11 protein-coding genes and 3 tRNA genes are annotated in these 14,539 nt (G+C 47.6%); 13 read left to right on the forward strand and 1 reads right to left on the reverse strand.

The features are described from left to right. The first annotated feature begins 85 nt into the window (after positions 1 to 85). The 9 genes from DW922_RS15395 to DW922_RS15435 all read left to right on the forward strand — a co-directional run bounded on the left by DW922_RS15395 (position 86) and on the right by DW922_RS15435 (position 7,575). A tRNA-Val gene (locus DW922_RS15395) sits at positions 86 to 158 on the forward strand. Between the two features lie 21 nt (positions 159 to 179). Further along, positions 180 to 265 (forward strand) — tRNA-Leu (locus DW922_RS15400). Positions 266 to 418: 153 nt separating this feature from the next. Beyond that, positions 419 to 847 carry a DUF3783 domain-containing protein gene (locus DW922_RS15405; protein WP_118727036.1) on the forward strand — a complete coding sequence of 143 codons (429 nt, stop codon included), beginning with the start codon at positions 419 to 421 and terminating at the stop codon, positions 845 to 847. Between the two features lie 83 nt (positions 848 to 930). Next, positions 931 to 2,181 carry an extracellular solute-binding protein gene (locus DW922_RS15410; protein ID WP_207666307.1) on the forward strand — a complete coding sequence of 417 codons (1,251 nt, stop codon included), beginning with the start codon at positions 931 to 933 and terminating at the stop codon, positions 2,179 to 2,181. Then, positions 2,168 to 3,886: a sensor histidine kinase gene (locus tag DW922_RS15415; RefSeq protein ID WP_118727038.1), complete on the forward strand. Its 1,719-nt coding sequence runs from the start codon at positions 2,168 to 2,170 to the stop codon at positions 3,884 to 3,886. The genes DW922_RS15410 and DW922_RS15415 overlap by 14 nt, the downstream gene beginning before the upstream one ends. Then, positions 3,861 to 5,396, forward strand: coding sequence for a response regulator (locus DW922_RS15420; RefSeq protein WP_195715090.1), 1,536 nt, complete (start codon positions 3,861 to 3,863; stop codon positions 5,394 to 5,396). Before DW922_RS15415 ends, DW922_RS15420 begins: the two co-directional genes overlap by 26 nt. Positions 5,397 to 5,550: 154 nt before the next feature. Further along, positions 5,551 to 5,781, forward strand: coding sequence for an HPr family phosphocarrier protein (locus tag DW922_RS15425; RefSeq protein WP_118718661.1), 231 nt, complete (start codon positions 5,551 to 5,553; stop codon positions 5,779 to 5,781). Between the two features lie 165 nt (positions 5,782 to 5,946). Continuing rightward, positions 5,947 to 7,251 carry an ATP-binding protein gene (locus DW922_RS15430; protein WP_118718662.1) on the forward strand — a complete coding sequence of 435 codons (1,305 nt, stop codon included), beginning with the start codon at positions 5,947 to 5,949 and terminating at the stop codon, positions 7,249 to 7,251. A gap of 250 nt (positions 7,252 to 7,501) precedes the next feature. Continuing rightward, positions 7,502 to 7,575 (forward strand) — tRNA-Arg (locus DW922_RS15435). 244 nt (positions 7,576 to 7,819) lie between these two features. Here the strand turns inward: DW922_RS15435 and DW922_RS15445 are convergent. Continuing rightward, complete coding sequence (locus tag DW922_RS15445; protein WP_118727040.1) at positions 7,820 to 9,307, reverse strand: sigma 54-interacting transcriptional regulator; 1,488 nt, start codon at positions 9,305 to 9,307, stop codon at positions 7,820 to 7,822. Positions 9,308 to 9,544: 237 nt separating this feature from the next. Between DW922_RS15445 and DW922_RS15450 the strand changes: the two genes are divergently transcribed. From DW922_RS15450 to DW922_RS15465, 4 genes are all read left to right on the forward strand, one after another. Further along, positions 9,545 to 11,122 carry a CoA-transferase gene (locus DW922_RS15450; RefSeq protein WP_118727041.1) on the forward strand — a complete coding sequence of 526 codons (1,578 nt, stop codon included), beginning with the start codon at positions 9,545 to 9,547 and terminating at the stop codon, positions 11,120 to 11,122. A gap of 109 nt (positions 11,123 to 11,231) precedes the next feature. Next, positions 11,232 to 11,687 carry a MaoC/PaaZ C-terminal domain-containing protein gene (locus tag DW922_RS15455; protein ID WP_118727042.1) on the forward strand — a complete coding sequence of 152 codons (456 nt, stop codon included), beginning with the start codon at positions 11,232 to 11,234 and terminating at the stop codon, positions 11,685 to 11,687. Positions 11,688 to 12,026: 339 nt separating this feature from the next. Continuing rightward, positions 12,027 to 13,406, forward strand: coding sequence for a GntP family permease (locus DW922_RS15460; RefSeq protein ID WP_118718667.1), 1,380 nt, complete (start codon positions 12,027 to 12,029; stop codon positions 13,404 to 13,406). Positions 13,407 to 13,570: 164 nt separating this feature from the next. After that, positions 13,571 to 14,344, forward strand: coding sequence for an enoyl-CoA hydratase-related protein (locus DW922_RS15465; protein ID WP_118718668.1), 774 nt, complete (start codon positions 13,571 to 13,573; stop codon positions 14,342 to 14,344). The last annotated feature ends 195 nt before the right edge of the window (positions 14,345 to 14,539 follow it).

A 14,539-nucleotide genomic window follows, 5' to 3' on the forward strand; every position in this document is an offset into this window, starting at 1 on the left:
CCCTGTCACGGCGGAGGTCGTGGGTTCGAACCCCATCCGGGTCGCTGATCTGTTTCTCAGATTACTACAATTCCATATTGGAAAAGGGGTCTTAGCTCAGCTGGGAGAGCATCTGCCTTACAAGCAGAGGGTCATAGGTTCGAGCCCTATAGGCCCCATTTGGCGAGTCAGCCATAGATGCCGCAGTGGCGGAACTGGCAGACGCACAGGACTTAAAATCCTGCGGGACTAATCTCCCGTGCCGGTTCGATTCCGGCCTGCGGCATTTACGTGAAAAAGGTATTTCTGTACTTACAGAGATACCTTTTTTTTCGTGAATCGTGTATAATGTGCGCGAAGGCAAAAGTGAACGCGGAACACATGTGGACACGCATGCTTGCATGCGGTGGACAAAAAATAAAGAAAAGAGGTAAAGAACATGATTCGAAATTCAGCACGCGAGATGATCCTTTATTATAATCCGCAGCCATCATCAAAGGTAATGAAGCTAAAAGGGGTATTGGTGCGTATGGGAATCCGGATCCGCAATGTAGGTCCGGAACAGGTGATGGAAACAGTGGGTGCGCTTGCAGGTCTTGCAGGGTTTGAAAAGGTGGGAAATTTGGAGGAACAGGGAAACGAGAATCCAGCAAAGGTGATACCGGAGGAAGTGCTGGTCATGCAGGGCTTTACCAGCCGCCGGATCGATGAACTGTTAGCTGCTTTGCGGAAGGCCGGAGTACCTAAGGTGGAATTAAAAGCAATTATCACCCCAACTAATGCAAGCTGGACCTTTTACCATTTATATGAGGAAATAAAGGAAGAACATGAGCGCATGAAACAATCTGCGGCAGAGCCTCAGAAATAGAGACAATGTTTTGCCATAGAAACCGGAACGATGAGAAGAAGGTGGCGAAGATGGGAAGGAAAGCGGCAAAGAGGACGGTGAAGATGCCAGGAAAGGAAACAGGAAAGAAAATAGACAAAAGAATGGTTCTGTTCATGCTGCTTTGTATGGTAGTGTGTCTTACGGCCTGTACACCGGAGGTGGTGAGCCAGCCAGAGAAAAAGACGGTGCTTCAGCTATGGCATTATTGGGGAAGCGAAGATGCCAGGCATTGTCTTGCATCGCTGATTCAGAAATTTAATGAAACCCATGAAGAGATTGAAATCCAGGCAAATTATATTGCGGATGAAGATTTTAAGAAAAGGCTGATTCTTGCTGCAGCAGAGGGGAAAACTCCAGATCTGGTCGTGGTTGATTCTTCGGATATCCAGTATTACGATAAGGCAGGAATCTTACAGGACCTGTCATCTGATATCCGTAAGGAAGATTACCTGTCCAGGGCATTGATCAGCTGCCACCGCGAAGACGGGCATCTGGTTGGTCTGCCATTGGGAATGAATTGTCTGATGTTTTATTATAATATAGATATTTTGAGCCAGGCTGGCGTAGAGCCGCCTAAGACACTGGAAGAATTCGTGAAGGCTGCAGAGCGTGTTACCTCAGAACGGGTATCTGGCTGCGCATTTCCTGCATTGCAGAGTGAGGAAAGCAGTTTTTGCTTTTTACCAATTCTCTGGAATTATGGGGGAACGCTGGCACAGATCGACTCTTTGGCTGGAGAGCAGGCATTTGGCTTCTTGAAGCAGCTGGCCGAGAATGGGGCACTCAGCGAGGACAACGTAAATATGACTCTTTCCGATATTGCATGGGAATTTGCCAATGAAAACATTGCTATGGTCTTTATGATATCGGGCTATGAAAATGAGATCCGGGAAGAAAATCCAGATCTTCATTTTGCAGTGACCAGACTTCCATGTGGGGAAAATTCGATCACAGTCAGTGGTGGAGAGGTGCTTGCCGTGGCTTGCCAGGAGCATGAGGCAGAGGCAAGGGAATTTGTGAGATATATGGCAGAGCCGGAACAGACTAGCCAGTATATAGAAAGCATGGGATACCTGTCTGCCAGAAAGGATCTTTTGAAGGCGCAGATTCAGAACAATCCGGAAAAGAAAGCGTGCTGGGATTACTTAAAGGAAGCGAAGCTCCGGGAGAGAGAGGCTTACTGGCCGTCGCTTTCCATGGAGCTTGCGGAAAGCATCAACCGGGTTATTCTGGGGCAAGATGAACCAGAAGAATTAGAGCAGCTGTCTGAGCGGATCAACCGGATCAGGAGGGAAAGTTATGAAAAAGAGTAGAAGCCTGCGGTCTATGATCATATTTCTGGCGGTTGTCCTGGTGATTCCGATCCTGTGTTTTTCCCTTTACCTGCAGGCACAGACCTGGAAGATCATGAAACACAACCTGCAGCGGGAGCTGAGCGGGGAATTGAATACGGCCGACCATATACTGCAGATGATTGTGGACAAATATGATATGGTCCTTTACGATTTCTGCACGGACGATGCGATGATCGAGCTGGTAGAAGACATCAATGAATCGGAAAAACCATCTGATGCGCTAAAGTACCAGATCCGGCGTAATCTGGCACACATCTGTAACCGGAATGAAGGGGTAGAGGGAATCACCCTGATAACAGAATCGGGACAGGTCTGCTTTTATGATAAGAGAGCAGCCTCTTTTGTTTCTACAAAGTGGGCAAACCGGATTTCGGTCAGCGATATACAGGATCAGATGGCGCTGTACCGCGGAAGTTCTGAGGTCATCGGTGAGGCGGAGCATCCGGTTCATATGTTCCAGCTGGTCCGGCGTCTGGCAGATTACCGGAATATCAACCGCAGGATCGGAACCGTCATCCTGAGTGTGGACCAGTCTGTACTATGGAAGGAGATTCAGGTCAGTGCCCAGTCATCGGTTTATGTCTGTGAATCGGGACAGATCATTGCTGCCGCTGATACGAAGCAGATTGGAAGCAGTATTTTATCGAAGCCGCAGCGGGGATACCGGGTGCTGCAGACAAAAAATAAAAAAACAGGATGGGATGTCTATCATTTTTATGAGACGGCCCAGTTTGAGCAGATGGTATTTACCAATATCTGCATTGGATTGGGAACACTTGCAGCCCTGATGCTGCTTTCCCTAACACTGGTCAGTCTGATGACAGGCCCCATGCTGGAGCAGGTGGGCCGCTTAGGATATGCGATGTCGGAGATTGAAAATGGAAATTTTTCCGTGCAGATCCCACTAGCATCCCAGCCTGCCAATGAATTGGAGCGGATCTCAGCCGGTTTTAACGAGATGTCTGTTCAGCTAAAGAAGCTGATGGAGGCAGTAAAGCAGTCTACCGTGGAACAAAAAAATGCAGAGCTTCAGGCCATGGAGGCGCAGATCGATCCCCATTTTCTGTATAATACCCTGGATACCATTAACTGGAAAGCTCTGGAGTGCGATGAATTTGAAATCAGCAGTATGGTTGGGGCATTGGCAGATATTTTGCGCTATTCTATTCGGAACCCTGGGGATATGGTGAGCATCAGCCAGGAATTATCCTGGCTGGAGCGTTATATCATGCTGCAGAAGGAAAAGCTGGAGCAGCCTCTTTCGGTTGTTACGGATATCCCCAAGGAGCTGATGGGATACCGGATCCACAAGCTCCTGTTACAGCCTTTTGTAGAGAATGCGATCAATCATGGATTCCGCCGCATGAAGGAGCCATGCCGGATTGAAATTTCCATGAAATTATCCGGAGAGCAGTTTTATATCCGGATTCATGATAATGGGTGTGGCATTTCGCCCGAACTTGTGAGAGAATTAAATAATAAGAAGAGCAGCGCCGGGGCACATGTGGGCGTTGCCAATGTAAGAAAACGTCTGGAGCTCTATTATGGGGAAAATCACGGGATGTACTTCGAGAGCCGGGAAGGATCAGGAACCAGTGTGCATCTGTTTATTCGTGCGATACGTGGAGGCAGTCAGGATGAAGATAATAATAGTGGAAGATGAAAAGTCTATTCGCAGCGGACTTGCAAGGATGCTGCCGAAGCTGGATCCAGAATATGAGGTAGCCGGTGCTGCAAAGGACGGACAGGAAGGATACCAGCTTATTTCCGGCGAAAATCCAGATCTGGTGATCATGGATATTGAAATGCCGGAGATGGATGGTCTGACGATGCTGGAGAAGCTGCGGGAAAACGGGTTTCAGGGGAAAGCGATCGTTTTAACGGCATACTCTGATTTTTCCTATGCAAAGCGGGCTATTGAGCTGGGAATTGAGAATTATCTGTTAAAGCCGATCAAGATTGAGGAGCTGAAAAAGACTCTCCAGGGAGTCAGTGCGTCTTTAAAGCAGGCTGCAGGAACCAGAAAAATCCAGGAAAAGCTGCTTTCACTGGAGCAGATTTTCCGTTCCGCCCTGCTTGCGGAGCTGGATGTGGACGAAGAACTGGAAAACTATACAGAAGCGGCGTATGGTCTTGACAGCCATGGTACCTTTGCAATCATGATGGCCTATCTCAGCGATTACTATGACAATTATTATGAGCCTGCTGAACGCTTTCTGGAGCCGTATGTGAAGGCAGGAAGTGAATATAAGGCCTGTATGCTGACAACGGTGCGTTACCGGGCGATCGTTGTGATCTTCTACCAGATGAAGGATCCGGAAAAGATCAGGAACTGGTATGAGAAGCAGGTGATTCCGGCAGCATACCGCACGCTGGAGCATGCTCCGATCTTTAGCTGGACAGTTTGTCAGGGACTGGCGGAATTCTCAGCGGGATTTGAGAAGCTGGAGCATGCCAGAATGTGGAAGCTATGCTTTCCGGAAGGAAACCTGATGACGGAAGAACAGATTGGTGCGACCCAGACAGTGCCGATAAAATATTCACTGGATTTAGAGTCCCAGCTGAAGCAGGCTGTGGTGAAGCGGGATAAGGAAGCATATGACCGTATTCTGGAGCAGATCATTGCGTACTGTGTAGAAGAGCCGCATCATCCAGATGAGATCCGGGAATCATGGACAAGGCTGGTGGTAGCCCTGGTTACTGTTTCTGACTCGATGGGGCGCGGAACCGATAACATTTCCATGCAGCACATTGTCGGGGAATTGTCCCAGGCAATTTCATGGCAGCGTATCAGGGAGCTGATGCAGCATTTTTATGAGGAAATCACCGGAGGATTAGAGCGTCCGGAAAATGTCAGCCTGCTGGTAAAGAAGGCTCTCTCCATGATGGAAGCTTACTACAGTCAGGGAATCACGCTGGAAGAGCTGGCCGGGCGTCTTTGCGTGACAGATGAGTATTTGAGCATGCTGATCAAAAAAGAAACGGGCATGTCTTTTACAGAAACCGTGCGGAAGATGCGGATCGAGCGCATCAAAGAGCTTCTTTTGCATTCCGGGCTGAAACTGAACCAGATCGCGGAAATGGTGGGATATTCGGACCCAAAGTATATGAGCAAGGTATTTAAAGAGGAGGTTGGCATGCTTCCTGCACAGTTCCGGAAAGAAAATCATTGATAAAAGAATAACACCTTAAATAGTTACTCCTTTTTTAAAAATTTCCTCTTTGCATTTTCTGCGAAAATGGTAGAATAATGTCAACATAAAGAAGATGACATAAAACAAATTGATCATATTTTTCGTTTTTCGCAGATTTAAAGGAGTGACCATTATGAGAGAGATAAATCTGACTTTCCGGAATCCGGATGAAGTACTGGAGTTTGTAAAAACGGTAGAGCAGTATCCTTTTGATATGGATCTTTGCCGTGGAAGTGTTGTAGTAGATGCAAAGTCTTTACTGGGAATCATGAATCTTGGTTTTAACCAGACTGTAAACTTAAAAATCTACAGCAACGACTGCACAGATCTTTTCCACAACATCGAGAAGTACAAAGCAGCATAAGAATACGAGACTTTCAATTTATTTGTTCCCCCATACCAGACAGAATGGCGCAAGCTGTTCTGTCTTTTATTTTATGGAGAGATGTGGTAAAATGTCACGAGGACATGATCACGTTTTAGAAGAAAAGATGTTACTGAACAGTAACGAAGAAAGGCGGGGGGAGAAATGTACAAGATTGTTTCACGGTTACTGATTTACGGCGATATGCCGAAGGATACCATCTTAATGCAGCTGGCAGATATCACCCGGAAGGCAGATGACAAAAGCCAGACAAAGGAAGAGCTGGTTACCAGAACATTTACCCAGGTAAAGCACCTGCTCCAGGTGGCAACCGATTATGGTTTTGACAAGAATTTATGGCAGAATTACCTGACATTTTTGCTGATCACCAATGAGAACCCGTTCAGCATTACCTGCGAGAAGGTGGGCGCTAACGATGGAAGTGTTAATTACTTTGCAAAGAGTGATTTTAAAGCATTTATGGAGCTGTTCCATTATGATTTCAGTGGTCTGGAGGGATACCTGGGGATTGACTGTTTCACCCGCCTGACCGATTATAAGGCAATTGGGAAAAAAGAACTGATGTATAATAAAAATGTGAGCGAGAAGGTCCGTATGCTGAGTGAAAAGCTGGCGGCTGCACCGGATGAGGATAAGTTCTTTGACGCAGTGACGAACTTCTATAAAGCTTATGGCGTTGGTATGTTTGGCCTGAATAAGGCATTCCGCATCCAGTCCAGGGAAGATGGCGGCGTAAACTTCTGCGCGATCAACAACATGGATGCCGTCATGCTGGATGACCTGATCGGATACGAGATCCAGAAGAAAAAGCTGGTCGACAATACCCTGGCATTTGTGGAGGGCAAAAAGGCCAACAACGTTCTGCTCTTTGGTGACAGCGGTACCGGTAAGTCTACCAGTATCAAAGCAATCGTCAATGAGTTTTATGACCAGGGCCTGCGCATGATCGAAATCTACAAGCACCAGTTTAAGGACCTGTCTTCTGTGATCGCCCAGATCAAGAACCGTAACTACCGTTTCATTATCTATATGGATGATCTTTCCTTCGAGGAATTTGAGATTGAGTATAAGTTCCTGAAGGCGGTCATTGAGGGTGGCGTAGAGACCAAGCCGGATAATATCCTGATCTATGCAACCTCTAACCGCAGACACCTCATCAAAGAAAACTGGAGTGACCGCGACGATGTTGAGAGCCAGAACGGCATGCATCGCTCCGACACCATGGAGGAAAAGCTTTCCCTGGTAAATCGTTTCGGTGTTACCATCAATTACTCTAAGCCGTCCCAGAAGGAGTATTTCAACATTGTCGTAGAGCTGGCACACCGTGCCGGACTGGCCATGTCCGATGACGAGCTCCGTGCGGAAGCAAACAAGTGGGAGTTAAGCCATGGCGGAATTTCCGGACGTACTGCACAGCAGTTTATCAATTATCTGCTGGGAACCGTGTAAAAAATTTAGTCATTCCATAAGACCAGGAAAAGAAAAGTTTGGATTCCTGTGGCATACCGGCGAAAGAGAAAACTGCGGGAAATGGCGTATTTAAGCCATTTTTCCCGCAGTCGACCGGTACTGGAAAACCGTGAAAAACGGCTTTAAAATTTTTTTGAAAAAAGTTTTTAAAAAGTGTTGACAAAACAGGAAACATGCGGTATCATATACATCGTTGCAGCGAACAAGAGCTCAACAAAATAACAAATATGTGTGCGTAGCTCAGCTGGATAGAGCACTTGGCTACGGACCAAGGTGTCGGGAGTTCGAATCTTCTCGCGCACGTATAAAAAGGGCATTCCTGAAAAGGAGTGCCTTTTGTTTTATATGATTTTTGTTTTATGTGATTTGCGGGTTAATTTAACAGAAATGAAGAAAAGACGGGAAAATCCAGTTTGCTGGATTTCTCCGTCTTTTTTCGCTTCTGGCAGAATTTCTTCGTTTTTTCGCTTCTGGCAGAAAATGTCAGCGGCAAGCTGGTTTCTGGCAGATACAGGTCCGGGGGTTTGCTGCTTTGTATGATCTATAATCAGAATTTCCCAGAAGGTGCACCGCTTAGACCATCTATGGCTTTCTGCCGCCGGTAAAGGGTGGTGCGGTGGATGCCAAGGGATCTGGCTGCCTCACTGAGCTTTCCGTTATGGCGGGCGATGACTGCGTCGATATAGTGCTGCTCAAAGATCTTTATGGCATCTGCAAGAGGCAGGTCTGGATCTGGCATAGGGATGGAAGGAACGGAAGCTTCCAGGGATTTGAGTGCGTTTGACATTTCCTGGTTTTGTCCAGTGAGGTCCTGCTCCCGCAGTTCTCTGGCGTCCCAGTCGGAATGGAGCATGGGCCGTAAGGGAAGGTCCGGGCTGCCAGCCTGTGACATGAGAACAGCACGCTCGATCACATTGCGCAGCTCCCGCACGTTTCCGGGCCAGCGGTACTGCAGCAGCAGGTTTAAGCTGTCTTCGGAGAGGCAGGTCTTTTTACAGTATTTTTTGTTGTAGCGTTCTATGTAGTAGGCAGCAATGGCTTCAATGTCCTCCGGGCGCTCCCGCAGAGCCGGAATACGGATCGGGATGACATGGAGACGGTAATAAAGGTCGCTGCGGAAGCTTCCTTCTTTTACCATCTGCATCAGATTCCGGTTGGTTGCCGTGATGATGCGCACATCGACTTTTTCAGTCTGTGTGCTTCCGACCGGGTAGAATTCCCCGCTTTCCGTGAAGCGCAGAAGCTTTGACTGCATGGAAAGCGGAAGCTCCCCAAGCTCATCGAGAAAGAGGGTACCACCGTGGGCCATGCGGAGAAAGCCAGGCTTTCCTTTGGCGCTTGCACCGGTGAAGGCGCCGGGGCGGTAACCGAAAAATTCAGATTCGAACAGCTCTGGGGGAATGGCAGAGCAGTTTACGGCGATGAATGCCTGCATGCTGCGGGAGCTCTGGGAATGGATGAATTTGGCGATCAGTTCTTTTCCGACCCCGGATTCCCCGATCAGCATAACGGAGCTGTCGGCAATGGCAATGGTTGCGCAGTCCCGCCGCAGGGCGTGCATTTTTTCACTTTTGCAGACCATATCGGTTTCGTTGGAGGTGTAGAGATAATCCGCAATGTTGCGGTAACGGTCGTGCTGCTCCTGCTCGTAGGCAAGCTGTCTGGCAAATTCGTCCATGATGATATTGGAACGGTTGTTGGTCATGATAAATTCGACATTGCCCTGCTCATCCAGAAATGGAAGACTGGTAGAGAGCCGGTTGACACCCCGCACATTCACCAGACCTGTGACGGTTTTTTTTGTGCGCATGGCTTCCAGAATGGTGGAATTGGTGTATACATGCTTTGCCATCATATCGTCAGGACGTTTTCCAAGAATCTGTTCCTTGGAAAGTCCCATACATTCTTCAGTCGCTTTATTTGCAATGATATAGCGTCCATCGGCATCGGTCACTACGATGCTGTCGTAACACTCCTCGATGATTTTTTCACACAAATAACTATGTTCGTATCCGTTTGTTCTGTTTGTATCCATAAAATACCCCTATCCGTTGAATGTGTTGTTTTTCTAAATCTGATTATAAACAAAATGTTGCTAATATGCAACGAATATTGCAAAACTGCAACACAGAAATGTGCAAAACTGCAACTTCCGAACAAGGGATTTTGAAAAAAGATGTTAAAAATGTGTCAAATGCGTGGCGAAAATGCAGCCGGTAAGTTGGCATGGATTTTGCTTAATAAATAAGTATCACAAAGGAGGTATGTAAAAATGGGTAAAAGAGTAGACCTGAATACAGCACTGGACATGATCCATGATGGAGACGGCGTAGCGGTTTCCGGATTTATGCTGATGACTGTGCCGCGCGAGATTTACCGCGCGATCGGGGAGCGCTTTCAGGAGACCGGTCATCCGTGCGGACTTACACTGATGCATGGAGCCGGCAATGGAAATAATAAAGACCAGGGTATCTGTGAGATGAGCTATGAAGGTCTCATCACACGTTACATAACCGGACATTTCGCAAACAACACCAGAATGGTAGATTTAGTCAATGCCGGCAAGGTTCAGGCATGGAACTTCCCGCAGGGTGTTATTTCCCATATGTATCGTGCGGCAGCAGCAGGAAAACCAGGTGAGATCACAAAGATCGGTCTTGGTACATTCTGCGACCCGCGTCTGCAGGGTGGTAAAATGAGCGATGCCACCAAGGACGATCTGGTAAAGCTGGTAGATATTCTTGGGGAAGAGTATCTGTTTTACCAGATGCCGAAATTAAACATTGGCCTTATCCGTGGTACGACAGCAGATGAACATGGCAATATCACTATGGAAGAGGAGGGTGCTCCGATCGATGCCCTGGATGTAGCCCTGGCTGTAAAGGCAATGGGCGGCAAGGTAATCGCACAGGTGAAAAACTATGTAGCCTCCGGATCCGTAGACCGTACCCAGGTTGTGGTACCTGGAAACCTGGTTGATGCGATCGTTGTCAGTGAAAATCCAGAAGAAAACCACCGTCAGACCCCAGGCTCTTACTACAACCCGGTACTGGCTGGACATTACAAGCTGGATGGTGTCGGCTTTGCATCCCTTCCATTTGACGAGCGTAAGGTGATCGCGCGCCGTGCATCCTTAGAGTTAATGCCGAATTCCGTTGTAAACCTTGGTATCGGTATTCCGGAGGGCGTGGCAGCAGTAGCAGCAGAGGAAGGTGCCGGTGACCAGATCACATTAAGCATCGAGAGTGGACTGATCGGTGGTGTACCGACAGGCGGACAGGACTTCGGCTGTGCAGTGAATGCATGGGCGGCTCTTCCGATGACTTCCCAGTTCGATTATTATAACGGCGGCAACCTTTCCATGACCTGCCTGGGCTTCGCAGAGGTAGATAATGCAGGTAACGTCAATGTGAGCCGGTTTGGTACCCGTATCGCAGGCTGCGGCGGTCTGGTTGATATTTCCCAGTCTACCCATAATGTGATCTTCTGCGGCACCATGACTGCAGGCGGCTTAAAGGAAGAAGTGCGTGATGGAAAGCTTGTCATCCTCCAGGAAGGCAAGAAGGTTAAATTTAAGAAGTCTGTAGAGCAGATCACCTTCAGTGCAGATTTCAGCCGGAAGAAAGGACAGCATGTGCTCTTCATTACCGAGCGCTGCGTATTCAAGGTAACCGATCAGGGCCTGGAGCTGTCTGAGGTTGCACCTGGCATTGACATTGAGAAGGATATCCTTCCTTATATGGAATTCAAGCCGGTCATCCCGGAGAAGGTTGCGCTGATGGATGCACGCCTGTTTGCACCGGAGCCGTTCGGACTGGAAGAGATCCTGAAGGCAAAGGCAGAGGCTTAAGGCAAAGATATCATGCATTTGGAAAAGGCGGGGAACACTTCCCCGCAATGCATGATGGAAAAAAGTTCTTTATATGATAAAAAACATAAACGATTAGGAGGAAAAAAACATGGCTTACGAGGCAAAGGGTTATTATCTGGAGGATTTTGAGATCGGCAAATGCTATGAGAGCGTAGGACGTACCATTACGGAGGCAGATGTGGTAAATTTCGCTGGAGTCTCCGGTGATTTCAACCCGCTCCATATGGATGACGAGTTTGCAAAAAACAATATGTTTGGAAAACGTGTTGCCCATGGCGCACTGGGACTGATCATTTCTACCGGCTTATCCAACCAGATGGGAATTTTCGAGGGAACAACCATCGCATTTCTGGAGATGACTGCAAAATATCTTGCACCGCTGTGCATCGGTGATACCGTTCATCTGGAGATGACACCGGACGATGCACACCACAGCAAAAAGCCGGGCAGAGGTATTTTAAAATGCACCGCGAAGCTGGTAAACCAGGAGGGTACCGTGATCACAGATATGGCATGGACCTTTATGATGAAAGCAAGAGACTGATTGTCCGGTCTGTGGCACGCCTGTGCGAACCGTAACAGCTTCACTGCGTGAAGCACAATGAAATTGGCCCTTGCAATTGCCACTACCATTTTGTGAAATCATTGTCAAAACTAACCAACTAGTAGACAAGTTTTTTGTCGATTAATGCTATTGTCAAAAAAATATCCAACAAATATAATAAAAGAGATTGTCCGGCGGCTTTGAACAGATAAGGCAGAGCCGTCCGGATTCTGAGCAGGAACGTTTGCAGAGAGCAGTACGTCTGACCAGCGGATCGCGTAAGCTTACAGGATTGTTCAGGAATGGTAATATGCAAAATAAAGAAGGGGGTTTCAACTCATGGGCATTTTTCTGATTCTTCTGAGTATCGCAATTGTTATCCTGCTCGTATTCAAAGGTGTCCCGGTTTTCTACTCCGCATTCATCGCATCTTTGTTCTGCCTGCTGACCGCAGCGCTGTTCACAGGTGCAGGAGTAGATGTAGGTGTTGGCAAGTATCTCTTACAGAGCATGACTGACACAGCCAATACATCTTATGTACAGGGCTTAGGTGGTTACTTCACCAGCAACTTCTGCATTTTCGTACTTGGTGCAATCTTCGGTAAGTTATTCGATAACTCCGGTGCAGCAGATGCGATCGCAGAGACTATCGTTGCAAAGCTTGGCGCAAAGGCTGTTATCCCGGCAATCATCCTGGTTGGCTGGATCTTAACCTTCGGCGGCGTTTCCGTATTCGTTGCATTCTTTGCAATGTATCCGTTAATGTTATCCCTGTTCAAAGAGGCTGATATCCCGAGAAGACTTCTGCCGCTGTTCTATTTCGCAGGCGCAGGTACTTCTTCAGGATGGATCCCAGGATCTCCGCAGGCACATAACCTGCTCCCGTCTACTGCATTAGGTGTAGCACCGACTGCATGGCTGGTTCCTGGTGTATGTTTTGCAATCTTTGAGACTGCTCTTGTTGTAGTATTCGTATTCTGGTATACCGCACGCTGCAAGAAAAACGGCGAGCATTTCGAGCTGACTGAGGCAGATAAAAAGGTTATGGAGGAGAAGGCTGCAAAGGATATCTCCAACAGACCGTCCTTCCTGTTAGCACTGGCTCCGATGCTGATCTTAATGATCGTCCTGAATGTAGTGAAATTAGCAGTTCCGCTGTCCCTGCTGGTTGGTATTCTGGCCGCTGTTATCTTATTCTTCAAGAGCTTCGATCTTAAGAACTTCTGGAAGATGATGAGCGACGGTGCTATGGGTGGCGTATCCTCCCTGTTCAATACCGCAGCAATCGTAGGTTTTGGTTCCGTTGTAAAGATGGTTCCGGCTTACGCTACCCTGTGCGGCCTGCTGGTTGGCGCATTCAGCAACCCGATCGTTGCATCTGTTGTTACCGTAGGTGGTCTGGCAGGTGTTACCGGTTCTGGTACCGGTGGTATCGGTCTTGCAATGCCGGTTGTTATTGAAAATTTCATCGGCGATCTTGCAACCAACCCGAACCATGTAAACCTGGAAGCTCTGTCCCGTTGTACTTCTATCGCAGCTCTGACTCTGGATTCCCTTCCGCACTGCGGACTGGTCGTATCTGTACTGAGCTACACCGGAAACAGCCACAAGAGCTCTTACATGCCATGTGCAGTTGTATTCGTTCTTGCTCCGATCATCACAGTAATCCTGATGTTACTGTTCATTGTAGTAACCGGCCAGACTTATATCCCGGTATAAACGCAATACAGATTCAAACAGGTTTGTGCGTATAAAAACAGTCTTATCTGAATAAAATGGTTGGCATAAAAGACACCCTTTTGCGTACAGACAACGCAAAAGGGTGTTATGTCTTTTCTGGGTTTTTAAGTGAGGGCTTTATAAATTCGAAAGGAGATATGGATATGGAATTAAAGTATATTTTACTGGAAAAAAAGGATGGGATCGCAACGATCACCTTTCACCGTCCAGAGGCACTGAATGCGTTAAACAGCGATGTACTGAATGACCTGAATGCTGCAGTAGACGATGTGGCCGCAGATGATGCGGTACGTGTTGTTGTCTTTACAGGCGAAGGAAAATCCTTTATTGCCGGTGCAGATCTCAAAGAGATGGACGGCGATACCGCAATGGAAGCAATCCGTTATTCCCGCAAGGGTGCTGCTGTATTCCGTAAGATCGAGCTGATGGATAAGCCTACCATTGCTGCAGTCAATGGCTATGCGTTCGGCGGCGGCTTTGAGTTTGTACTTTGCACCGATATCCGTATTGCAAACAGCAAGGCAAAGCTCCGTCTGCCGGAGGTTACCCTTGGCATTACCCCTGGCTTTAATGGAAGCCAGCGTCTGCCGAAATGTGTTGGCATGAGCAAAGCAAAGGAGATCATCTTTACCGGAAAGATGCTGACCGCTGCAGATGCACTGGAGCTTGGCATTTTAAATAAGGTAACCGAGCCGGAGAATCTGATGGACGAGGTTTACGCAATGGCTAACCAGATCGCAGACAATTCTGCATCCGCGATCGCAATGGCAAAGGCTATGATCAATGTCGGCGCTGATATGGACATTGATATCGGCAAGAATATCGAGCTGGGCTACATGGCAGCATGCTTTGGCACGCCGGACCAGATCGAAGGATTTACTGCATTTAAGGAAAAGAGAGCAGCAAAGTTCCGCTAAATAATTGCATGATCATGATAAGATGACAGGCCGTGGAAGTTGCCGAAAGGCAGCTCCCACGGCCTGTTATTTTGTCAAAATGTGACAAAAGCGAAAAGAATAGCAAAATACCTTGCAGATTTGCGTATCCAGCATTATAATATACTGTATACAATGTAACGAATAAATACAATCAGCAAAAGAACCTAAATGGAG

It is taken from the genome of Clostridium sp. AM42-4 (assembly GCF_003480105.1).
Taxonomy (GTDB): Bacteria; Bacillota; Clostridia; order Lachnospirales; family Lachnospiraceae; genus Brotaphodocola.